This is a genomic window from Roseateles sp. So40a, assembly GCF_048081605.1.
Classification (GTDB): Bacteria; Pseudomonadota; Gammaproteobacteria; order Burkholderiales; family Burkholderiaceae_C; genus Roseateles.
Genome location: NZ_CP182288.1, coordinates 5,113,016 through 5,135,386, shown reverse-complemented (window position 1 = coordinate 5,135,386; position 22,371 = coordinate 5,113,016). Strand labels below are relative to the sequence as shown.

At 69.5% G+C, this 22,371-nt stretch carries 22 protein-coding genes; 12 read left to right on the top strand and 10 right to left on the bottom strand.

Going from position 1 to position 22,371, the window contains the following annotated elements; all coding sequences use genetic code 11:
* Positions 1-18: 18 nt before the first annotated feature.
* Together ACNI65_RS23430 and ACNI65_RS23425 are read right to left on the bottom strand one after the other, a co-directional pair.
* The gene (locus tag ACNI65_RS23430; protein WP_416759796.1) at positions 19-372 is read right to left on the bottom strand and encodes a hypothetical protein; all 354 of its coding nucleotides are present in this window, start codon (positions 370-372) and stop codon (positions 19-21) included.
* 140 nt (positions 373-512) lie between these two features.
* Positions 513-983, bottom strand: a complete 471-nt coding sequence (locus ACNI65_RS23425) for an Lrp/AsnC ligand binding domain-containing protein (protein WP_416759795.1) — start codon at positions 981-983, stop codon at positions 513-515.
* Positions 984-1,097: 114 nt separating this feature from the next.
* Between ACNI65_RS23425 and ACNI65_RS23420 the strand changes: the two genes are divergently transcribed.
* On the top strand, positions 1,098-4,685 hold the full coding sequence (locus tag ACNI65_RS23420) for an L-glutamate gamma-semialdehyde dehydrogenase (protein WP_416759793.1): 3,588 nt from the start codon (positions 1,098-1,100) through the stop codon (positions 4,683-4,685).
* A gap of 15 nt (positions 4,686-4,700) precedes the next feature.
* On the opposite strand, the gene ACNI65_RS23415 is transcribed toward ACNI65_RS23420, so the two are convergent.
* Complete coding sequence (locus ACNI65_RS23415; protein ID WP_416759792.1) at positions 4,701-5,069, bottom strand: hypothetical protein; 369 nt, start codon at positions 5,067-5,069, stop codon at positions 4,701-4,703.
* Positions 5,070-5,254: 185 nt separating this feature from the next.
* On the opposite strand from ACNI65_RS23415, the gene ACNI65_RS23410 reads away from it, so the two are divergent.
* The 8 genes from ACNI65_RS23410 to ACNI65_RS23375 all read left to right on the top strand — a co-directional run bounded on the left by ACNI65_RS23410 (position 5,255) and on the right by ACNI65_RS23375 (position 12,904).
* Positions 5,255-6,694: a PLP-dependent aminotransferase family protein gene (locus tag ACNI65_RS23410; protein ID WP_416759791.1), complete on the top strand. Its 1,440-nt coding sequence runs from the start codon at positions 5,255-5,257 to the stop codon at positions 6,692-6,694.
* 245 nt (positions 6,695-6,939) lie between these two features.
* Positions 6,940-7,755 (top strand): pyrroline-5-carboxylate reductase, encoded by an 816-nt coding sequence (gene proC / locus ACNI65_RS23405; protein WP_416759790.1) that lies wholly within the window; start codon positions 6,940-6,942, stop codon positions 7,753-7,755.
* 8 nt (positions 7,756-7,763) lie between these two features.
* The gene (locus ACNI65_RS23400; protein WP_416759789.1) at positions 7,764-8,324 is read left to right on the top strand and encodes a chorismate--pyruvate lyase family protein; all 561 of its coding nucleotides are present in this window, start codon (positions 7,764-7,766) and stop codon (positions 8,322-8,324) included.
* Entirely contained in the window at positions 8,321-9,493 is a 1,173-nt protein-coding gene (locus ACNI65_RS23395) for an HPP family protein (protein WP_416759788.1), read from the top strand. Before ACNI65_RS23400 ends, ACNI65_RS23395 begins: the two co-directional genes overlap by 4 nt.
* A 56-nt stretch (positions 9,494-9,549) precedes the next feature.
* Positions 9,550-10,167: a DUF4337 domain-containing protein gene (locus ACNI65_RS23390; RefSeq protein ID WP_416759787.1), complete on the top strand. Its 618-nt coding sequence runs from the start codon at positions 9,550-9,552 to the stop codon at positions 10,165-10,167.
* Positions 10,168-10,239: 72 nt separating this feature from the next.
* Entirely contained in the window at positions 10,240-10,719 is a 480-nt protein-coding gene (locus ACNI65_RS23385) for a hypothetical protein (RefSeq protein ID WP_416759785.1), read from the top strand.
* Positions 10,719-11,633, top strand: coding sequence for a tetratricopeptide repeat protein (locus ACNI65_RS23380; RefSeq protein ID WP_416759784.1), 915 nt, complete (start codon positions 10,719-10,721; stop codon positions 11,631-11,633). Before ACNI65_RS23385 ends, ACNI65_RS23380 begins: the two co-directional genes overlap by 1 nt.
* Positions 11,634-11,665: 32 nt before the next feature.
* The gene (locus tag ACNI65_RS23375) at positions 11,666-12,904 is read left to right on the top strand and encodes an AAA family ATPase (protein ID WP_416759783.1); all 1,239 of its coding nucleotides are present in this window, start codon (positions 11,666-11,668) and stop codon (positions 12,902-12,904) included.
* A gap of 24 nt (positions 12,905-12,928) precedes the next feature.
* On the opposite strand, the gene ubiA is transcribed toward ACNI65_RS23375, so the two are convergent.
* The gene (ubiA, locus tag ACNI65_RS23370; RefSeq protein ID WP_416759782.1) at positions 12,929-13,846 is read right to left on the bottom strand and encodes a 4-hydroxybenzoate octaprenyltransferase; all 918 of its coding nucleotides are present in this window, start codon (positions 13,844-13,846) and stop codon (positions 12,929-12,931) included.
* Between the two features lie 194 nt (positions 13,847-14,040).
* Between ubiA and ACNI65_RS23365 the strand changes: the two genes are divergently transcribed.
* Positions 14,041-15,168: a helix-turn-helix domain-containing protein gene (locus ACNI65_RS23365; protein ID WP_416759780.1), complete on the top strand. Its 1,128-nt coding sequence runs from the start codon at positions 14,041-14,043 to the stop codon at positions 15,166-15,168.
* A 9-nt stretch (positions 15,169-15,177) separates the two neighbouring features.
* Positions 15,178-15,375 (top strand): hypothetical protein, encoded by a 198-nt coding sequence (locus ACNI65_RS23360; RefSeq protein WP_416759779.1) that lies wholly within the window; start codon positions 15,178-15,180, stop codon positions 15,373-15,375.
* Here ACNI65_RS23360 and ACNI65_RS23355 read toward each other — a convergent pair.
* The 5 genes from ACNI65_RS23355 to ACNI65_RS23335 form a co-directional block, all read right to left on the bottom strand.
* On the bottom strand, positions 15,359-16,336 hold the full coding sequence (locus ACNI65_RS23355) for a branched-chain amino acid ABC transporter permease (RefSeq protein WP_416759777.1): 978 nt from the start codon (positions 16,334-16,336) through the stop codon (positions 15,359-15,361). The two genes, ACNI65_RS23360 and ACNI65_RS23355, sit on opposite strands and share 17 nt — an antisense overlap.
* Positions 16,333-17,220 (bottom strand): branched-chain amino acid ABC transporter permease, encoded by an 888-nt coding sequence (locus ACNI65_RS23350; protein ID WP_416759776.1) that lies wholly within the window; start codon positions 17,218-17,220, stop codon positions 16,333-16,335. The genes ACNI65_RS23355 and ACNI65_RS23350 overlap by 4 nt, the downstream gene beginning before the upstream one ends.
* 89 nt (positions 17,221-17,309) lie before the next feature.
* Positions 17,310-18,518, bottom strand: a complete 1,209-nt coding sequence (locus ACNI65_RS23345) for an ABC transporter substrate-binding protein (RefSeq protein WP_416759775.1) — start codon at positions 18,516-18,518, stop codon at positions 17,310-17,312.
* A 96-nt stretch (positions 18,519-18,614) separates the two neighbouring features.
* Positions 18,615-19,325, bottom strand: a complete 711-nt coding sequence (locus ACNI65_RS23340; RefSeq protein ID WP_416759774.1) for an ABC transporter ATP-binding protein — start codon at positions 19,323-19,325, stop codon at positions 18,615-18,617.
* A gap of 1 nt (position 19,326) precedes the next feature.
* Positions 19,327-20,097 (bottom strand): ABC transporter ATP-binding protein, encoded by a 771-nt coding sequence (locus ACNI65_RS23335; RefSeq protein WP_416759773.1) that lies wholly within the window; start codon positions 20,095-20,097, stop codon positions 19,327-19,329.
* Positions 20,098-20,359: 262 nt separating this feature from the next.
* Between ACNI65_RS23335 and ACNI65_RS23330 the strand changes: the two genes are divergently transcribed.
* A complete protein-coding gene (locus ACNI65_RS23330; protein ID WP_416759772.1) occupies positions 20,360-21,313 on the top strand; it encodes an MBL fold metallo-hydrolase in 954 nt (317 codons plus the stop codon).
* Here ACNI65_RS23330 and ACNI65_RS23325 read toward each other — a convergent pair.
* Complete coding sequence (locus ACNI65_RS23325; RefSeq protein WP_416759770.1) at positions 21,303-22,256, bottom strand: LysR family transcriptional regulator; 954 nt, start codon at positions 22,254-22,256, stop codon at positions 21,303-21,305. The two genes, ACNI65_RS23330 and ACNI65_RS23325, sit on opposite strands and share 11 nt — an antisense overlap.
* Between the last annotated feature and the right edge of the window lie 115 nt (positions 22,257-22,371).

Genomic DNA, 22,371 nt, shown 5'->3' with positions numbered 1-22,371 from the left:
AGCCGTCGCCAGCCTTCGTCAACCGTCGTTCTCGCCGTTCACGCGTCGTCGCGGGGCTGTCGGCGGCGAGGGCTCGCTGTCCCATAGCCGCCATTCCTTGGCGCTGAGCTCGCGGACCTCGAGGCCTCGGCGCAGGATGTAGCTCGAGTCATACCAGCTCTCGACGGGCCCGGCCGCGCCGCGCCGCCGGGGCGGCTCGAAGCCGAAGTCGGAATCGCCGAAGCTGCTGCCGTTGTCGGCGAAGCGGCTCTCGCCGTGGCTGAAATCGCTGTCGCCGTAATGGCTCGGATACTGGCTGTCGGATCCGCCGCCAACCGCCAGCGGCCTGAGCGCCGGCTGCGGATGCTGTGGAAGGGAGGACCGGTACTTCATCGGGGGACTCCGGGATCACGGGAAGGGGCACTCCATGGTGATCCTGTCGGACCTTGTACGGCAGCCCGCAAATGGAGGGGCCGAGGGGGGAGGACATCTCCCCCTTGAATCCGCTTGCCCACGTCGGCGGTGGGCGGATCTCACAGGGGTAGCGCTGTCGTGTGCTTCACTTCCTCCATCACCGCGTAGGTCCGCGTCTCGCGCACGCCCGGCAGCGTCCAGATCACCGCGCCGATGAACTCCCGGTAGGCCGCCATGTCCGACACCCGCGTCTTCAGCAGGTAATCGAAACCGCCCGCCACCAGGTGGCATTCCAGGATCTCCGGCCGGGCCTGGACCGCGGCCCGGAAGTTGTCCATGACGTCATGCACCGTCCGGTCCAGCAGGATCTCGATGAACACCAGCATCTGCGCGCCCAGCTTGGCCGGGTTCAGCCGCGCCTCGTAACCCAGGATGAAGCCGTCGCGCGTGAGCCGGCGCACCCGCTCCAGCACCGCCGTGGCGGACATCTGCACCTCCTCGGCCAGCTTCAGGTTGCTGATCCGGCCGTCCTGCTGCAGCAGGCCCAGGATGCGCCGGTCGATCTTGTCCAGGTCCTGAAGGTCGCTCATGCTGGATTCCGTGCGGTGGAAGCTCTAAACATTGGAGATTAATTCGGACCTGTCCTTTTTACACTCCCGTCATTCGCTAGGGGAACGCCCCTCGCACGAACATCCGAGGACACCATGACCGCCTTCCCCCTCCCGCCGGAGACCTCCCGCCTGCCCGACCCGTACCGCGAGGAGTTGCCGCTGGTGCGCGCGCTCGCCGCCGAGCTGCGATCGCTGAACTGGCCCGCCGTGATCGACCTGGCGCGTCCCTGGGTGCAGCAGGTGCGGTCCAATCCGGCGCCGTTCTGGGCCATGGAGTCGCTGCTGCGCGAGTACCCGATCACCAGCGCCGAGGGCCTCGCCCTGATGCGCCTGGCGGAGGCGCTGCTGCGCGTGCCGGACGCGGAGACCGCGATCGCGCTGACCGCCGACCAGCTCGGCCGCGCGGACTTCGACGGCGCTTCCGACGGCCCGCACAAGATGCTGGCCGGTCTGGCCGCCAGCGCGATCTCGCTGTCCAAGAAGTTCCTGCCCGACGCCGAGGCTGACTCCGGCCTGATGAAGCGCCTGGGCGCGCAGACGGTGGTCGCCGCGACGGTGCGCGCGATCCAGCTGCTGGGCCGCCAGTTCGTGCTGGGCCGCAACATCCAGGAAGCGATGAAGGAAGCCGATGCCGCCCGCAAGGTGCAGGCACAGCTGCGCTTCTCCTACGACATGCTGGGCGAGGGCGCCCGCACCGAGCGCGATGCCGAGCGCTATCAGGCGTCCTATCTGAACGCGATCGCCGCCATCGCCGCGGGCCGCAAGGCCGAGTCGCCCGAGGGCAGCGACGGGATCTCGATCAAGCTGTCCGCGCTGTTCTCGCGCTACGAGGTGCTGCAGCGCGAGCGCGTCTACGCCGAACTGCTGCCGCGCGTGTGGCAGCTGGTCGAGAAGGCCGCGCAGGCCAACATCAACCTGACCATCGACGCCGAGGAAGTGGATCGGCTGGAGATCTCGCTGGAGCTGCTGGACGCGCTGGCGGCCCGCATCGCCACGCACTTCCCGCAATGGCGCGGCTTCGGCCTGGCGGTGCAGGCGTATCAGACGCGTGCCCGCGACGTGGTCGAGGCGGTCGCCGCGATCGCGCGCAAGCATGGTCTGAAGTTCATGGTCCGCCTGGTCAAGGGCGCCTACTGGGACGGCGAGATCAAGCGCGCGCAGGAGCAGGGCCTGCCGTGCTATCCGGTCTACACGCACAAGCCGCACACCGACGTTTCCTACCTCGCCTGCGCGCAGGCGCTGCTGAAGCACCACGACGTCATCTATCCGCAGTTCGCGAGCCACAACGCCGGCACCATCGCCGCCATCCTGCAGATGGCCCGCGCGCTGGGCGCCAAGTTCGAGATGCAGCGCCTGCATGGCATGGGCGAGGGCGTCTACCGCGAGGTGCTGAAGGACGGCTCCATCCCCTGCCGCGTGTACGCCCCGGTGGGCGAGCACCGCGACCTGCTGGCCTACCTGGTCCGCCGCCTGCTGGAGAACGGCGCGAACTCGTCGTTCGTGCATCAGCTGGCCGATCCCACGGTCGCACCCGAGGAGCTGCTGGGCTCGCCGCTGGACGACATCCACGAGGAAGCCGCGCTGCCGCTGCCCATCGACCTGTACCGCGATGCGTCGGGACGTGGCCGCGACAACTCGTCGGGCCTGGACCTGGCGGTGCCCGAACAGCGCCAGCCGCTGCTGGACGCGCTGGCCGCCTGCACCGTGCCGGTCATGAATGAAGCCTCGCCGGAGGCGGTCGACGCCTCGATGGCGAGCCTCCAGGGCGGTTTCGCCGCCTGGAACGCGACGCCGGTGGCCGAGCGCGCCGCCGTGCTGCGCCGCGCCGCCGACGCGATGCAGGAACAGCTGCCGCGCTACTGCGCGCTGCTCGTCAAGGAGGCCTACAAGAGCCTCGGCGACGCGATCAGCGAGGTCCGCGAGGCCATCGACTTCCTGCGCTACTACGCCGACGAGGCCGAGCGCCTGGCCGCGGACGGCGTCGCGCTGAACGGGCGCGGCGTGTTCGTGTGCATCTCGCCGTGGAACTTCCCGCTGGCGATCTTCGCCGGCCAGGTGGTGGCCGCGCTGGCCGCGGGCAACGCGGTCGCCGCCAAGCCCGCCGAGCAGACCCCGGCGGTCGCGGCCGAGTGCGTCGCGCTGCTGCACGCGGCGGGCGTGCCGCGCGATGCGGTGCAACTGGTGCATGGCCGCGGCGAAACCGTCGGCGCGCGCCTGGTGGCCGCGCCGCAGACCGCGGGCGTGTGCTTCACCGGCTCGACGCAGGTCGCGCAGATCATCAACCGCCAGCTCGCGGCCAAGCCCGGCGCCGCCGCGCTGCCGCTGATCGCCGAGACCGGCGGGCTGAACGCGATGATCGTGGACTCGACCGCGCTGCCCGAGCAGGTCATCGACGCCGTCGTGCAATCGGCCTTCCGCAGCGCGGGCCAGCGTTGCTCGGCGCTGCGCCTGCTGGCGGTGCATGAGGCGGTGGCCGATGGCGTCATCGAGATGCTGCGCGGCGCGGTCAAGGAACTGCGCGTGGGCGACACCTCCGACCTGGCGACCGACGTCGGCCCGCTGATCGACGACGAGGCCTTCCAGGGCGTGTCGGCCGAGGTGCAGCGTCTCAAGCGCGAGGCCACGCTGATCGCCGAGGCGGTGTCGGCCGACGGCTGCCCGCGTCTGCTGCCCCCGGTGGCGGTGGAGCTGCCGACGATCGCGTCGCTGAAGAAGGAGATCTTCGGCCCGGTGCTGCACGTCGTGCGCTGGAACGGCGACGTGGACGGTGTCGTGCGGGAGATCAACGCGCTGGGCTACGGCCTGACGCTGGGCATCCAGACCCGCATCGACAGCCGCGCGCTGCGCCTGGCCTCGGAAGCCCGCATCGGCAACGTCTACGTCAACCGCAACATCATCGGCGCGGTCGTCGGCGTGCAGCCGTTCGGCGGTGAGGGCATGTCGGGCACCGGCCCGAAGGCGGGCGGTCCGCACTACCTGCTGCGCTTCGTCGCGCAGCCCAAGGTCGAGGTGCCGATGACGGAACCGGCGCTGGCCACGACCGGCGCGGGCGCGGACCTGTCGCCGCTGTTCACCGCGCATGAGGCCTGGGCCGAGCGCCCGGTCGACGAGCGCGCCACCGCGCTGGAGCGCTCCGCCGCGGGCCAGTCGCCGGCAGTGGCCGGCGCCTGGCGCACGCTGGGCACGGCCGCGCGTCGCGCGCTGGTGAACATCACGCTGCCCGGCCCGACCGGCGAGAGCAACGAGCTGCGCCTGCACGGACGCGGCGTGATCGCGGTGCTGGCGCAGGGCGCGTCGGCCGAGGAACTGGCGCGCGCGCTGGGCGCGGCGCTGGTGGCGGGCAACGCGGTGGCGATCGTTGGCGGCGGCGACACCGCGCAGGAGCTGCGCACCGCGCTGATGCGCGGCGGCGTGACGGCGGCGGCGATGCAGACGCTGCCGGCGGATCAGCTGGGCGCGGTGCTGCGCGCGACGAAGCTGGCCGGCGTGATCGCTCCGGCGGCGCTGCAACTGCCGGTCCAGCGCGAGCTGGCCAGCCGTGACGGCGCGATCCTGCCGGTCGTGCCGATGGTGGAACTGGCCGATGCGCGCCAGCTCTATCGCCTGGTCGCGGAGCAGACGCTGACGATCAACACCGCCGCCGCGGGCGGCAACGCCGCGCTGCTGGCCGGCGTGCATTGAGCGTCGACGAGGGCCTCAGCCGCGGCAGCTGATCCGGCTGGCCGGATCGCGCGAGACGCGGCTGTCGAGCCGCCACCAGGTGGTGCGCGGCACGACCCAGACCTGGCCGGCGCGGAAACGCCGCGGCTGTGGCCAGCAGTGGTCGGCCCACAGCGAGGGCGTGTCCTCGACGTCGATCACGCCCGCGTGGACATGGACCACGGTGCCGCGCGGGAGCCTGAGCATCAGCGACTGCCCGACGGGCAGGGTGTGTTCAGCGGGCGCGCCGGATTCGGTGGCGCGGCCCCGTGGGCGGCGCCCGGCAGAACCGGCAGAAGCCGGCGACTTCGCGGCCTGCCAGGGCCAGGGGACGGGCAGGGCGCTCAGGACAGCGGAAAGGAACATGACGGTGTCGCCCGGGAGGGCGCCTCGATACGACTGGCCTCCAGTGTTCCGAGCCGCGCCTGCGGGCGACAGGCACAGCGGCGCCTTTTGTTCTGCGGAACAGCGGGTTCGCGCGTGCTGTTCCGTATCGGCTGAGCGCCCGCTGTTCCGGTGCCTCGCGCGCACGCGGGCGCAGAATCGCCGCCATGGATGCTTCGGACCCTCTTTACGCGCAGGTCGCGGCGCATTACCGCCAGGCCATCACCGCCGGCACGATGCCGCCGGGCAGCCGGATGCCCTCGGTGCGCACGCTGATGGGGCTGCACCGGGTGAGCCTGAGCACCGCGCTGCAGGCCTGCCGGCTGCTGGAGAGCCAGGGCCTGCTGCAGGCGCGGCAGCGCGCCGGCTACTTCGTGCGGCCGCCCCGGGCGACCCGGCTGGCGCGCGCGGCCGAGCCGCGCCAGACGCAGGCCGATCCGGCGCGATTCGTCGGGGTGCATGAGCGCATCTCGGAGATCCTGACCCGGGGCATCGCCGCGAAGGCCGAGGTCAACCTGTCGGGCGCATGCGCGCATCCGTCGCTGTATCCGACCCGCGCGCTGGCGCTGCACGGCCAGCGGCTGCTGCGCCGGCGGCCCGAGATCCTCGGCGTGCAGCCCGATCCGCAGGGGCTGCTCGCGTTGCGCCAGGGCTTGTCGCGGTTGGCGCTGAACGCGCAGATCCAGCTCGATCCGTCGCAGCTCGTCATCACGCATGGCTGCACCGAGGCGCTGGGCATCGCGCTTCGCGCGGTGACCTCGCCGGGGGACGCGGTGGCGGTGGAGTCGCCGACGTATTACGGCCTGCTGCAGCTGCTGGAGAGCTTCGGGCTGCGGGCGCTCGAAATCCCCACGAGTCCGCACACGGGGATGTCGGTGGAGGCCTTCGAGGCGGCCGCGGCGCGCGAGCCCCGGCTCAAGGCGGTGGTGGTCGTGCCCAACCTGCAGAACCCGCTGGGCGCGGTGATGCCCGATGCGGCCAAGCAGGCGCTGCTGGCGGTGTGCGAGGCGCGCGATCTGGCGCTCATCGAGGACGACACCTACGCGCTGCTGTGCGACGCGCCGCAGCGCGCGATCAAGTCCTGGGACACGACGGGGCGGGTGATCTTCTGCTCGTCGCTGCACAAGACGCTGGCGCCGGGCATGCGCGTGGGCTGGATCGCGGCGGGGCGCTGGCAGCCGCGGGTGGAGATCCTCAAGTACGCGCAGAGCCGGCCCAACGAGATGCTCGGGCAGGCGATCCTGGCGGAGTTCCTCGCTGGCGGGCAGATCGAACGCCATCTGCGCACGCTGCGCGCCAAGCTCGCGACGCAGCGCGAGCAGATGGCGGCGGCGCTCTCCGACGAGCTTCCTGCGGGCACGCGGTTGAGCCTGCCTCCGGGCGGGCCGAGCCTGTGGGTGGAACTGCCGGAGGGGTTGTCGTCGCTCGCGGTGTTCCACGCGGCGCTGGACAAGGGCGTGCGGCTGGGACCGGGGCTGATGTACTCGAACTCGGACCGCTTCGATCACTTCATCCGCATCAACGCCGGCAACCCGATGGACGACGCGCAGCGCCGCGCGATCGCGACGCTGGGCGAGCTGTGCGCGTCGATGTTGCGAGTGCGCTGACTCCCTCGCCCGCTTGCGGGAGAGCAACGTTGCCAATCGGTGCGCATTGGGCCCCCTCGCCCGCGAAGCGGGAGAGGGCGGGGGGTGAGGGCTCGGGGCAGGGCTCGCTGTCGATCACGAGCCCTCACCCCTCCCTCTCCCGCTTCGCGGGCGAGGGCGATCGGTTGGCGCTGTTCAGACTCCCTCTCCCGCTTGCGGGAGAGGGCGGGGGTGAGGGCCAGAGGCGGTCAAAGTAAACTGCCTGCATGAGTTCCTGCATCGCATTCATCGGTGGCGGCAACATGGCGAGCGCCATCGTCGGCGGCCTGCGCCGGGCCGGTTATCCGGCCGAGGACCTGCTGGTGGTCGAGCCCTTCGAGGCCCAGCGCGAGCGCCTGGCCGCCGATCACGGCGTGCACGCGCTGCCCGCGGCCGATGCCTCGCTGGCCCGCGCCCGCGCCGTCGTGTGGGCCGTCAAGCCGCAGCTCTTCCAGGAAGCCGCGAAGCCCGTGGCACCGCACGTGAGCAACGCGCTGCAGCTGTCGGTGATGGCCGGGCTGCGCGCCGATGCGATCGCTCAGGCGACCGGTGCGTCGCGCGTCGTGCGCGGCATGCCCAACACGCCAGCGCTGATCGGTCAGGGCATCACCGGACTGCATGCGAGCGCCGCCGTGACCGCGGATGACCGCGCGCTTGTCGATCAACTCCTCCAGCCCACGGGCCGCACCGTCTGGGTCGACCGCGAAAGCGACCTCGACGCCGTCACCGCGCTGTCGGGCTCGGGCCCGGCGTATTTCTTCTTCCTCGTCGAGCACATGGTCGCCGCCGCGCAGGCGCTGGGCCTGGACGAGCCCAAGGCGCGCGAGCTGGCCCTGGCCACCTGCGGCGGTGCCGCGGCGCTGGCGCTGCACTCGGGCGAGTCCCCGACCGCCTTGCGCGAGAAGGTGACCTCCAAGGGCGGCACCACCCACGCCGCGATCGAGAGCTTGCAGGCCGACGGTGTCGGCGACGCGATCGAGCGCGCGGTCAAGGCCGCGCATCGCCGTGCCGGCGAGCTGGGCGATGAATTCGGCCGCGCCTGATTCGACCGATGGGGATTGCCGACCGATGGGGCCTGCGCGCGTGGTTGCGCGCGCCGGGCTCGCTGAGCAAGCGCCTGGCCGCCACCGGCCGCCGTTATGAGGTGCGCGTGCTGCGCCAGACCGTCGCGCCGCTGCGTCCGCAGGAGCGCGCGGCGCTGGGCCTGCCGGCGCGCGGGCTGACCGTGGTGCGCGAGGTGATGCTGTATGTCGATGGCGCGCCGCTGGTGTGGGCGCGCTCCGCGGTGCACGGGCACGCGCTGGCCGGGCCCTGGAAGGCGCTCAAGGGCCTGGGCAGCCGGCCGCTGGGGCATCTGCTCTACGACGACCCCCGCATCCATCGCAGCGAGCTGCAACCCCGGCGCGTGACGCGCCACGGCGCAACGCACCGCCAGATGCAGCGGCAATGGCGAGAGGCGACCGGCACCGAGGCGCCAGCGCTGATGCAGTGGTCGCGCAACTCCGTCTTCACCCGGCATGGCCAGCAGCTGCGGGTGATGGAGATGTTCGTGCCCGAGGTCGCCTCGCGCGACCCCGGTCCGCTGCGTCGCAAGACGAGGTCCAGGCGATGAGCAACGCGCGCTGGCGGGACGCGATGCACGCCTGGCTGCAGGCCCTGCGGCCCGCGCCGATGCGGGTCGACGCGGGCGAGCGGCTGCGCGTGGTGGCCGGCGCGATCGCCGGCCTGCTGGCCACGGCGCTGCTCACAGAACTGCTGTCGCGACATGCGCCCGGCGTGCCGTGGCTGATCGCGCCGCTGGGTGCAAGCGCGGTGCTGGTGTTCGGCGTGCCGGCGAGTCCGCTGGCGCAACCCTGGGCCGTGGTGATGGGCAACACGGCCTCGGCGCTGGTGGGCATCGCCTGCGCGCATCTCTTCGGCGGCGTGCCGGAGCTCGCCGCGGCGATCGCCGTGGGCGGGGCGATCGGGCTGATGTTCCTGCTGCGCTGCCTGCATCCGCCCGGCGGCGCCGCGGCGCTGCTGATGGTGCTCAGCGGCGTGCAGGACTGGCGCTTCGCGCTGGACCCGGTGCTGCTGAACTCGGCGCTGATGGTGCTGACGGGCATGGCCTACAACGGGGTCACCGGACGTCGTTACCCGCATCCGCAGGTGACCCTGTCGACGCCCACGAGACCCTCGACGCCCGCGGCCGCTGGGGCGGGAGGGACAGCCTTCCAGGGCAGCGACCTGGACGCGGTGCTGGCCCGCTACAACCAGGTGCTGGACGTGCCGCGCGACGACCTGCAGGCGATCGTCGACGAGGCCGCGCTGCTGGCCGCGCGGCGGCGGATGACGACGCTGCGCTGTGGGGACGTGATGTCGCTCGATGTGAAGACGGTGGCGTGGGGCACGCCGCTGCAGGAGGCCTGGTCGCTGCTGCGCGAGCATCACATCAAGGCCTTGCCGGTGGTGGACCGGGCGCGTCGCGTGGTGGGCATCGTGACCCTGGCGGACTTCATGCGGAGCGCGCCGCTGGACCTGCACGAGGACTGGGCGTCGCGGCTGCGCCGCCTGATCCGGCCGACGCCCACGACGCACAGCGACAAGCCGGAGGTGGTCGGCCAGATCATGAGCCGGCAGGTGCGCGTGGCCAGCGCGGACCGGCCGCTGGCGGAGCTGGTGCCGATGTTCGCGGACACCGGGCACCACCACATCCCGATCGTCGGCGACGAGGCCCGGCTGGTGGGCATCCTGACGCAGTCGGACCTGGTGGCCGCGCTGGCGCGCATGGACCGGCTGTAAGCCGCGGGTGGGCCGGCGTACAGGTCCCGCTCAGGTTCGCTCGGTATGCTGAACCGATGGACCTCGACCCCGAAGAACTCATCGAGAACGCCCGTCAAGCCATCGAGCGCCCGGAGGCGTCTTCCCCGCCGCAGTCGCGGCTGAACGTGTCGGTGGCGCTGACCGTGGCGCTGCTGGCGACGTTCATGGGGATCTGCAAGATCAAGGACGACAACATCAACCAGGCCATGCAGCAGGCGCAGGCCGACAAGATCGATCACTGGGCCTTCTACCAGGCGCGCAACGCGCGCGAGGAGGTGGCCAAGGCCACGCTGACGCAGCTCAAGCTGCAGGCGCTAGGCGCGCCGGAATCGGCGGCCGAGGGCTACCGTGACGCGATCACGCGTTACGAGACGCTGGCGGCGGAGCAATCGCGCAAGAAGGACGAGCTGCGCCAGCAGGCCGAGGCCGACGGGAAGCGCTACGACGCGCTGAACTACCGGGATGACCAGTTCGATCTGTCCGACGCGCTGCTGGCGATCGCGATCGCGATGCTGGCGGTGACGGCGCTGACGCAGCTGTGGTGGCTGTACGCGGCGGCGCTGGTGCCGACGGCGTTCGGCGTGGTGATGGGTCTGGCAGGGCTGGGCGGCTGGCCGCTGCATCCGGACATGGTGGTGCAGCTGTTGTCCTGAGGGTCCGCGCCGACAGCGCGCCTGGGCGGGCGCGGGCACAATCGCCGCGCGATCTCCACCACCTGCCCGCCCATGCCCGATCCTCAGCTCGAGCCCTTGCTCCGGCCCAGCCTGGACGCTGAATCCGTCCGCGTGCGTCCGCCGCTCTCCTCGACCACCCAGTTCCTCACCGCCTTCCTCGGTGGTCCGCTCAGCCTGCTCTTCTGCCTGGCGATCAGCATCCATCGCCTGCGCCGCTGGCGTCAGGACGCCGCCTTCCTCGCCGGCATGACCGTCGTGCTGATCACCGTGGCCCTGCTGCCCTGGACGAATCTCGGCGCGCCGGTCCGCGACGCGTGGCTCGCGCTGCTCGGGCCACGCAGCCTGCACCTCTGGGTCACGCTGGTCGCGTCGCTGGCGTCCCTCATGGCCATGCACCGCCATGCGCGTGAACGCCGCGCCGCCGACCTGATGGGCGTGAAGAGCGAATCCTCCCTCGTGCTCGGCGTGATCCTCATCCTGGCGGGCTACGGCCTGACTCACGCCTTCGACGTCTACATGGGAGCCGTCTGATGGGCCCTTTCGATCCGCAAGACCCGACGTCCGCTCATGGCGGCGCCCAGCCGCCCGACGTGGAGACCCTGCTCGACCGCGCCTCGGTGATGATCGAGCGCTCTCGCTGGGCCGAGGCCGAGCGGCTGCTGGGCGAGGGCCTGGCGCTCGAGCCCCGGCATCCCGACCTGATGACCGAGCTGGCCCGGGTGCGCTATCTGCAGGACGCCTACACCGAGGCGCTCCATCTGCTGCGCGGCGTGCTCGCGCAGGAGCCGTCGCACCTCGAGGCGCGCCATCTGCTGAGCATGACCTTGAGCGCGCTGGAGCAGTTCCCGGAGGCGGAGGCGGTGATCCTGCAGCTGCTGCGCGACTATCCCGGCAGCGCCACCTTCCTGGCCACGTACGCGCGGCTGATGCTGCGCACGTTGCAGGTGGACAAGGCCCGGGCCCTGGTCGCCGAGGCGCTGCGCCGCGATCCCGACAACCGCTCGGCCATCCACGCTGCGGCGCTGTCCGACATCGTCGAAGGCCCGGGCAGCGGCAACAGCGCCTTGCAGCGATTGCTCAAGGAGCATCCCGACAGCCACACCACGCTGTCGCTGGTGATCGGCAGCATGCTGCAGCAGGGCCAGGTCCGCGAGGCCTATCGGCTGTCGAAGGACGTGCTGCGGGCCTCGCCCGACGATCCGGACGCGTTGCAGCGCGTGAAGCTGCTCGCGCGGGAAAGCCATTGGGCGCTGATCCCCTTGTGGCCGCTCCAGCGCTGGGGATGGCCCGGCGCGGTGGGCTGCTGGGCCGGTGCCATCGCCATCGGCCGCCTCGTGGACGTCCGCGCGCCGGAATGGTCGGACACGTTCTGGCTCGCGTGGCTGGCCTACGCGGCCTACAGCTGGATCGCGCCGCCGCTGGTGCGCCACTTCACGGCGCGTTGAGCGCCCCTGACCGCTGACCCTGGAACGGATTCATGCAGGACCTTGAACAAGCGCTGCTGAAGGCGCCTTTCGATCTCGAACTGCGGGCCCGCTACGCGCGCGCGCTCATCGAGGCGGACCGTGTCGACGAGGCCGCCGTGCAGGCGGGGCTGCTCGCGCAGCAGCGTCCCGGCGATGCATCGACGCTGGTGATCCAGGCGCTGTGCCGGCTCACCGACGCGCCGGCCGAGGCGCTGGACCTCTATCGCCGCGCGCGTCAGGCGCCTGGCTTCGAGACCGAACCGGCACTCGAGGATCTGGCGGCGCGCGCGCAACCGGTGCACGCCGAGCCGACCGCCGCCGAGACGCCGCGGCTGCAGCTGGTCAATGGTGGCGCGAGCGCCAAGGTCGCCGCGATCCAGCAGGTGGCCGAGGAGAAGGTGCGGTTCTCCAGCATCGTCGGCATGGACGCGCTGAAGAAGACCATCCGGCTGAAGATCATCGAGCCCTTCCTCAAGCCCGGCCTGTTCCAGCGCTTCAAGATGAACAGCGGTGGCGGCATCCTGCTGTACGGCCCGCCGGGCTGCGGCAAGACCATGCTGGCCCGCGCCGTGGCCAACGAGTGCAACGCCGAGTTCATCTCGGTGGGCGTCTCGGACGTGCTGACGATGTGGCAGGGCGAGAGCGAGCGCAACCTGGCCGCGATGTTCGACCGCGCGCGCAGCCAGACGCCCTGCGTGCTGTTCTTCGATGAGCTCGACGCGCTGGCCTACGCGCGTTCCAAGTCCAGCAGCGCCGGCACGCGCATGGTGGTCAACGAGTTCCTGTCGCAGCTCGACGGCATGGGCCGTGACAACCAGGGCGTGCTGGTGCTCGCCGCGACCAACATGCCGTGGGACGTGGACGACGCGATGAAGCGCCCGGGCCGGTTCTCGCGGCAGATCTTCGTGCCGCCGCCGGATGCGGCCGCGCGCGAGGAGATGCTGCGCATCAAGCTGACGGGCGTGCCGGCCGAGTCGCTCGACCTGGGCAAGCTGGCGGCGCGCACGCCGCATTGCTCGGGCGCGGACATGGACGGGCTGATCGAGCTGGCCAAGGAATCGGCCGTGCTGGACGGGCTGTCGGGCACCGAGCGCGGGCTGCGCATGAGCGACTTCGAGGAGGCGCTCGGCACGCTGCAGCCGACCACGCTGGAATGGCTGCGCACGGTGCGCAACGTCGTCAAGTACGCCGGCGAGGACGCGAGTTATCGCGAGGTCGGCGCCTACCTGAAGCAGCACCGCATGCTGTGAGCGCTGCGAGCGCCGGGCCCGGGTTCAGCGCAGCGCGAGGTCGGCCACCGTGCCGGCGAAGACCGCGAAACCGACCCAGTGGTTCTCGCGGAAGGCCTTGAAGCAGCCTTCGCGGGTTCGGTCCTTGATGAGCGTGTAGTGCCAGACCACCTGCGCCGCCGCGACGGCGAGGCCGGCCAGGAACCAATGGCCCATGCCCAGGCGCAATCCCAGCCCCGCCCACAGCGCGAGGAACACGACGTAGAAGGCCATCACGCCGATGACGTCGAAGCGGCCCAGCGTCAGCGCCGAGGTCTTGATGCCGATGCGGATGTCGTCGTCGCGGTCGACCATCGCGTATTCGGTGTCGTAGGCCAGCACCCAGAACAGGTTGGCCACGAGCAGGCCCCAGGCGGCGACCGGCACGGACGCGGCGATCGCGGCGAGGCTCCATTCCCGGCCGCCCAGCGCGGCGGAGAACGCCATCGGAATGCCGAACGAGAAAGCGACGCCCAGCACCGCCTGCGGCATCGAGACCCAGCGCTTGGTGAACGGGTAGAGGATGGTCACGGCGAGCGCCGCGAAGGACAGCAGGATGGTGGGCGGGTTGGTCGTCAGCACCAGCGCGAAGGCGATCAGCGACAGCACGGCGCCGAGCGTCAGCGCCTGCTTGACGGAGATGAGGCCGGCGGTGACGGGGCGCTGGGCGGTGCGCTTGACGTGCTTGTCGAAGTCGCGATCGGCGACGTCGTTGACGGCACAGCCGGCGCTGCGCATGAGGAAGGTGCCGAGGGTAAAGACCAGCAGCAGGTGCCAGCCCGGCCAGCCGTCGGCGGCCATCCAGAGGGCGGCGAGCGTCGGCCACAGGAGCAGGTAGGTGCCCGCCGGCCGATCCCAGCGGATCAGGTTCAGGTACAGCGACAGACGCGACGGCGCGGCGGAGGAGGGGGCGGCGGGAGTCATGGCGGGGATTGTCGCGCCGCCCGGGCCCGGTCCGCTGTCACCGCACCTCGGCCGATCCGTCTGCCGCCATGCTCGATAAATCGAGCCTTATCGCGATACGGCTCGATTTAACGAGCATCTGCATGACCAAGGGCAAGGCGGAAACTTGAAGGAACTTGATTCAGGAGTTCCCGCGGCCCGATAATCCACCGTCTATGCACAAGGTTGTCCACAGCGAGAACATCAAGGAGGCCCTTGCCAAAAAGGGTTGGACGCAGAAGCAATTGGCGGACGCGCTCGAGGTTTCCGCTCAGGCTGTGACGCTGTGGCTCAAGGGCGAGGGGCTCCCTCGGCCCGACAAACTTCTCAAGCTGTCGACCGCCTTGCAGTTGTCGCTGGCGCAGTTGATCAAGGCGGATGATCCGGATCGTCCGGTGATTGCATTCCGCAAACGCGCGGCGACGAAAACGACCCAGCGACACGTGGACGACGCGGTGACGCGGGGCAAACTGCTGCGGGCGTTGGTCCCATCATTGCCCGAACTCAAGGCGCTGCGCACAGAGTTGCCAAACCCGAGCCTGGCCTATGCGGATCTTCAGCGCGCGGTGGGCCAGACACGAGCCAAGCTGGGCCTTGGCGAGGATGCCCGGCTCTCCTACAGCGCGCTGATCAGCGAATTCGCGGCGAACGATGCCTTCATCGTGCCGGTTCTGTGGGGCGACAAGAGTCGACATGAGAACGCGCTGCACATCCTGTTGCCGGCCACCCGGGTGACGTTCATCTACTTGAATCTCGACGTCCGAATCGAAGACTTCAAGTTCTGGATGGCGCACGAGTTGGCGCACGTCTACACGCCGACCCTGTCGGGGACGGAGCAAGGTGAAGACTTCGCCGACGCCTTTGCGGGAGCGCTGCTCTTCCCGCAAGCACTGGCTGATAAGGCGTGGTGGGAGTGCAGTCGTTGCAAGCGGAAAGGGGAGATCGTCGCGACGCTGGCCCGCCATGCGGCCGATCATCAGATTTCCCTGTTCACGGTTTATCGGCAAGTCCAGGCATTCGCTGGCGCCCTTGGGTTGGAACCGTTGTCGTTGGACGAACGTTCCGACATTCACGCTGTCCGGCATGCGATACGCGGCAGCACGGTTGCGCAAGACCTGTTCGGCAGCGCTCCTCCCGAACCGGCCACCTACATCGGTGTTGCGAACAACGTGTTCCGGAGCGAGTTCTTCCCGTCGTTGCAGCGCATGTTGCTGGCGCATGACACGGGGCCGGCGTATGTTCAGCAGATCCTCGATCTGCCACTCGCGGACGCCATGTCGTTGCACGCCGCGTTGTTGAGGTGAAACGCGCCGATGCTGCTGTTGCTCGACGTGCTGCATGGCCACGAGCTGCTGGCCAAACTGCGCACCGCGAAGATGATCGATAACGCACTCGTGGGAGAGATCTACGAAGCGCTCGAGTGCAATGGCGACCTTCCGGCCACCTGGAGGGCGGCCAAACACAAGGCGTTCGCCAAGGTGTTTGGCCCGGAAGTCAGGAAGCCTTCCTGAACCGCTCCCACAACGCCCCCGCCTCACCGACTAGACCGCGGCGGAAGGCCAGCACGCACAGGATGAAGATCAGCCCGGTCACCAGGCTCACCGACTCGCCCAGGCCCGTGAACCACTGGATCCCCGTCACGCCCGCCAGCCATTGGCCCAGGTCGCCGATCTTGTTCTCCAGGGCGATGATCACCAGCGCCCCCACGATCGGGCCCACCATCGTGCCCATGCCGCCCACCAGCGTCATCAGGATCACCAGACCCGACGTCGTCCAGATCGCATCCGTCAGCGTCGCGAAGCCGAGCACCAGCGTCTTGGTCGCGCCCGCCAGTCCGGCCAGTCCTGCCGACAGCACGAACGCCATCAGCTTGAACCGCGCCGCGTCGTAGCCCAGCGAGGTCGCCCGCGCCTCGTTCTCGCGGATCGACGTCAGCACCTGCCCGAACGGCGAATGCACCGTGCGGTAGATCAGCCAGAAACCGAAGATGAAGATCGCCAGCACCAGGTAGAACAGCGCCGTGTCGTTCTCGAGGTTGATGCCCAGCAGGCTGCCGCGCGGCACCGACTGCAAACCGTCCTCGCCGCCGGTGAACGGCACCTGCAGGAAGTAGAAGAACAGCATCTGCGCCAGCGCCAGCGTGATCATCGAGAAATAGATCCCCGATCGCTTGATCGCCAGCAGTCCGAACACCAGCCCCGCCAGCGCGGCCATCAGCGTGCCGAACGCGATGCCCAGCAGCGGCGGGAATCCCCACACCTTCAGCGCATGGCCCGCGGCGTAGGCCGCCGCGCCGAGGAAGGCCGCGTGACCGAAGCTCAGCAGCCCGGTGAAGCCGATCAGCAGGTTGAAGGCACACGCGAACAGCGCGTAGCACATCACCTTCATCGCGAAGATCGGATAGACGCCCAGCAAGGGCAGCAGCGCGATGCCGATGAACAGGGCGACGTAGCCCAGCGGTTTCTTGTTCATTTCTCTTTGCCGAACAGGCCGGCGGGACGCACCAGCAGCACCAGGGCCATGATGACGAACACCACGGTGTTGGAGGCCTCGGGATAGAAGACCTTGGTCAGGCCCTCGATCACGCCCAGCCCGAGGCCGGTCAGGATCGAGCCCAGGATGGAGCCCATGCCCCCGATCACCACCACCGCGAAGACGACGATGATCAGGTTGGACCCCATCAGCGAATTCACCTGCAGGATCGGCGCCGCGAGCACGCCCGCGAAGCCCGCCAGCGCCACGCCGCCCGCGTAGGTCAGCGTGACCAGCCGCGGCACGTTCACGCCGAAGGCCTGCACCAGCTTCGGGTTCTCGGTGCCGGCGCGCAGCGTCGCGCCCAGCGAGGTCTTCTCGATCAGCACCCACACGCCCAGGCACACCACCAGCGACGCCACCACCACCCACGCCCGGTAGTTGGGCAGGATCATGAAGCCGAGGTTGGTGGCGCCCTGCAGCGCCTCGGGCGCCGAGTACGGCTGCCCGCCCACGCCGAAGAACGAGCGGAACACGCCCTCGATCACCAGCGTCAGCCCGAAGGTCAGCAGCAGCCCGTAGAGGTGGTCCAGCTTGTAGAGCCACTGCAGCAGCAGCCGCTCGATGACGAGCCCGAACACGCCCACGATCAGCGGCGCCAGCAGCAGCATCGCCCAGTAGTTGATGCCCAGGTACTCCAGGCCCATCCAGGCGAGGAAAGCGCCCATCATGTACAGCGCGCCATGGGCGAAGTTGATGATGTTCAGCATGCCGAAGATCACCGCCAGTCCCAGCGACAGCATCGCGTAGAACGAGCCGTTCACCAGGCCCAGCAGCAGCTGGCCCAGCAATGCCGGCAATGGAACTCCGAAGACCTCAGACATAGGAGACGCTCTTCCTGCGGCTCATGCCGCACATCGGACGCCGCGCGGGCCGTCCCTCGCCGGGACCGCGCCGCGCGGTGGGGTTCAGATCACTTCTTGACCAGCGGGCACTTCGAATCGGCCAGCTTCGTGAACGCGTCGTCGCCCGGGATGCGGGTCACGACCTTGAAGTAGTCCCACGGCTCGGTGGACTCCTTGGGCGACTTCACCTGCAGCAGGAACATGTCGTGCACCGCACGGCCGTCTTCCTTGCGGATCGTGGCCTTCGTGTAGAAGTCGTTGACCGGCGTGGCCTTCATCTGCGCGACGATCTTCTCGCCGTCATCGGTCTTGATCGCCTCGACCGCCTTCAGGTAATGCGACACCGCCGAGTAGTCCGCCGCCTGCAGCGACGACGGCATGCGCTTCATCTTCTCGAAGAAACGGCGCGACCAGGCGCGGGCCTCGGGGCTCTGGTTCCAGTACCAGCTGTCGGTCAGGTACATGCCCTCGGTGGTCTTGAGGCCCAGCGAATGCACGTCGTTGATGAACATCAGCAGGCCGGCCAGCTTCATCGTCTTGGTGATGCCGAACTCGTTGGCCGCCTTCACCGCGTTGATGGTGTCGCCGCCCGCGTTGGCCAGACCCAGGATCTGCGCCTTGGAGCTCTGCGCCTGCAGCAGGAACGAGGAGAAGTCGCTCGCGTTGAGCGGATGCTTCACCGCGCCCAGCACCTGGCCGCCGGACTTGGTCACCACCGCCGAGGTGTCGGACTGCAGCGAGGTCCCGAACGCGTAGTCCGCCGTCAGGAAGAACCACGTCTTGCCGCCCGCCTTGGTCACCGCCGCGCCCGTGCCGTTGGCCAGCGCCACCGTGTCGTAGGCGTAGTGGATGGTGTAGGGCGTGCATTCCTCGTTGGTCAGGCGCGAGGTGCCCGCGCCGATCGAGATGAAGGGCTTCTTCTTCTCGGCCGCGATCTTGGCCATCGCCAGGCTGGTGCCGGAGTTGGTGCCGCCGATCAGCAGGTCCAGGCCTTGGGTGTCGAACCACTCGCGCGCCTTGGACGCGGCCACGTCGGCCTTGTTCTGGTGGTCGGCGAACACGAGCTCGATCTTCTTGCCCGCGGCCATGCCCTTGGCATCGGCGATGGCCAGGCGGATCGCCTCGACGCCGCCGGCGCCGTCGATGTCCGCGTAGACGCTGGACATGTCCGTGATGATGCCGATCTTGACGACGTCTCCGGAGATCTGCGCCTGCGCGCCGAAGCTGCCGCAGGCCAGCACCGAGGCCAGGGCAAGGGTCTTGAGAGAGGTCTTCATCGCTTGTCTCCTTTTCTAACGGCCTCGTCGGGCCACGCGGGTTTCAGACTCGAAGCTCTGGAAATTTCTGGATCGATCCGCTCGTGCGGGCCACGCTCAGACGCTGAGCAGCTCGTCGAGCAGCGTGCGCTTGCTCTCGAGCTGCGCGGCGGCGAAGGACTCGACCACCTGGCCGTGTTCCATCACGACGAAGTGGTCCGCCAGCGGCGCGGCGAATCGGAAGTTCTGTTCCACCATCACGATGGTGAAACCCTGCGCCTTGAGCGCGGTGATCATGCGGGCCAGCGCCTGGACGATCACCGGCGCGAGGCCCTCGGAGATCTCGTCCAGCAGCAGGATGTCGGCGCCGGTGCGCAGGATGCGGGCCACGGCCAGCATCTGCTGCTCGCCGCCGGACAGCCGCGTGCCCTGGCTGTGCCGGCGCTCGGACAGGTTGGGGAACATCGCGTAGATCTCGTCCTCGGACATGACCTTGCCGCGCCCGCCCTTGAGCGCGGGCGGCAGCCGCAGGTTCTCCTCGGTGCTGAGCGAGGCGAAGATGCCCCGCTCCTCCGGGCAGTAACCCAGGCCAAGCCGCGCGATGCGGTGCGTGGGCAGGTGCACGGTCTCCTGGCCGTGGACCTTGATCGAGCCGGTGCGGCGGTCGGTCAGGCCCATGATCGCGCGCAGCGTGGTCGTGCGGCCGGCGCCGTTGCGGCCCAGCAGCGTCAACACCTGACCCTGCGGCACGGCCAGGTCGATGCCGTGCAGGATGTGGCTCTCGCCGTACCAGGTCTGCAGGTTCTTGATCTCGAGCGCGTAGGTCATCTCAATGCGCTCCCTGCAGCTCGGCGGCCTCGGAGCCCATGTAGGCCTCGAGCACCTTCGGATGACGCGACACCGTGGCGTAGTCGCCCTCGGCGAGCACCGCGCCGCGCGCCAGCACGGTGATGCGGTCGGCGATGCTGCTGATGACCTTCATGTTGTGTTCCACCATCAGCACGGTGCGGCCCTCGGCGACGCGCTTGATCAGCGCGGTGACGCGGTCGACGTCCTCATGGCCCATGCCCTGCGTGGGCTCGTCCAGCAGCATCAGCTCGGGCTCCATCGCCATCGTCGTGGCGATCTCCAGCGCGCGCTTGCGGCCGTAGGGCAGGTCGGCGGCGCGCAGCGCGGCCATGTCGCGCAGGTCCACGAGCTCCAGCAGCTCCAGCGCGCGGCCATCCAGCTTGGACAGGCCGCCCAGGCCCTTCCAGAAGTGATAGCTGGTGCCGGTGAAGCGCTGCAGGCCGATGCGCACGTTCTCCAGCACGGTCAGGTGCGGGAAGACCGCGCTGATCTGGAAGGAGCGGATCACGCCGCGCCGCGCGATCTGCGCGGGCTTCTCGCCGGTGATGTCGGTCCCGTTGAAGAGGATCTGACCGCGGGTCGGGGTCAGGAACTTCGTCAGCAGGTTGAAGCAGGTTGTCTTGCCGGCGCCATTGGGGCCGATCAACGCGTGGATGTGGCCACGCTGCACTTGCAGGTCGACAGAGTCCACGGCGGTGAAGCCCTTGAACTCCTTGGTCAGTTTGCGTGTCTCCAGGATGAGGTTGCTCATCGGCGCAAGGGTGGGCGCCGTTGTCCGGAGCCTCGGTAGTGGAGCCAGGAATTTAGGGCTCCGGCTGGTGCCCGCGACAGCGTAAAACCCTTTACGCAGCATTGCGCAAGGGCTAACCCTCGGAGTTGAGCGAATGCAAATGACCCCCTCGAATCTCCTGTGGGAGAACAGTGCTTCTTCCGATCGGGATGGGTGTCCTGCGAACACCGTGGCTATGCTGCGCGCCACTCGACACCACCATGACATTCCCAGGAGGTTCTCCATGATCCGTTCCGCCAAGTTCGCCGTTCTCGGCCTCGCGCTCGCGCTGTCCGCCGCCGGCGTGTCGGCCGCCGCGCCACAGGTGAAGACGCAGGCGCCGGGCTACTACAGGCTGATGCTCGGCGACTTCGAGATCACCGCGCTCAGCGACGGCACCGTCGACCTGCCGGTGGACCAGCTGATGGACAAGGCCAAGCCGGGCACCGTGAAGGCGGCGCTGGCGAAGAGCTATCTGAAGCCGCCGGTCGAGACCTCGATCAACGGCTACCTGATCAACACCGGCACCAAGCTGGTGCTGATCGACACGGGCGCCAACGGCGCGTTCGGTCCGACCACCGGCAAGCTGCTGGCCAACCTGAAGGCCGCGGGTTATCAGCCGGAGCAGGTCGACGAGGTCTACATCACACACCTGCATCCGGACCATGTGGCCGGGATCACGAAGGATGGCCAGGCGGTGTTCCCGAACGCGGTGGTCCGGATGGACCAGCATGACGCCGATTACTGGCTCAACGCGGACAACGCGGCGAAGGCCGCGGCGGGTCACAAGGACTTCTTCGCCGCGGCGATCGCGGCGCTCAAGCCCTACAAGGACGCGGGCCGTCTGAAGCCGTTCAATGGCGAGACCGAGCTGGTGCCGGGCATCCGCACGCACGCGGCCTACGGCCACACGCCGGGCCACACGGTCTACATGGTCGAGAGCCAGGGCCAGAAGCTGGCGGTGTGGGGCGACCTGATGCACGTCGCGGCGGTGCAGTTCGCCGACCCGACGGTGACCATCAACTTCGACAGCGATTCGAAGGAAGCGATGCCGCAGCGTCGCAAGGCCTACGCGGACGCGGCCAAGCAGGGCTACTGGGTCGCGGTGGCGCACGTGTCCTTCCCGGGCATCGGCCACGTGGCCGCCGACGGCAAGGGCTACCGCTGGGTGCCGGCGAACTACAGCATCAAGCCTTGATCGCTGGGTCGACGGGCTCGGCCTGATCGGCCTGATCGGCCCCGGTCTGCGCCGCCACCTCGGCGGCCAGGCCGGCCACCAGCGCCTCGAACACGACCCGGCACCGCGGACTGTCCCGCAGGTCCTCGTGCATCGTGATCCAGGTCTCCAGCGGGATGCTGAAGGCCTGCGCCAGCACCCGGCGGATCGCCGGGTCGCGCCGCGCCAGCCCCACCTGACACGTGCCCACGCCCGCGCCCGCGCGGATCAGTGCGAGCTGCGCCAGATCGCTGTCGGCACGGATCGCCAGGCGCTCCCGCTCCAGCTGCGGATAGCGCTGGGCCGACGCGCGCACGTACGGCGGCTGATCGTCGTATCCGATCAACGCATGGCCGTCGTCGACCAGCGACTGCATCGATGCCGGCTCCCCGCGAGCGTCCAGGTAGCGCGCATGCGCGTGAAGCCCGATCTCGATGACTCCGACCCGGCGCGCGATCAGCTGCTCCTGCTTCGGCGGGGTCATGCGGATGGCCAGATCGGCCTCGCGCCGCAACAGGTCCTGGACCTTGTTGGTCAGGACGAGCTCAACGACCAGGTGAGGATGCCGCTCGCGCAGCGCCGCGACGACGGGCGGCAGGATCTCGACGCCGACCACCTCGCTGGCGCTCACCCGCACCACGCCGCGCACGCCGTCGCCGTGACTGCGCGCGGTGCGCTCCAGCGCTGCGGCCGTGCTGTCCATGACCTCGGCGTAGGGACGCAGCGCCAGCGCCGCGTCGGTGGGCAGCAGCCCGGCGGGCGTACGCACGAACAGCGCCTGCCCGATCTGCGCCTCCAGCGCCGACACGTGCCGGCCCACCGTCGGCTGCGTCAGATCCAGCGCCCGCGCCGCGCCGGACAGGGAGCCCTCGCGCAGCACCCCGAGGAAGGAGCGATACCACTCCCAAGCAATCGTCGAAGTCATACAGAAATGTATAGCCGATGGTCGATGCTCGGTAATTTTCAGGAAAGCCGCGCTTTTCCAGAATCCGTCCCATGCCCCCCGCCACGGCGGGCACCTTCCCCCCGAACCCCCGATG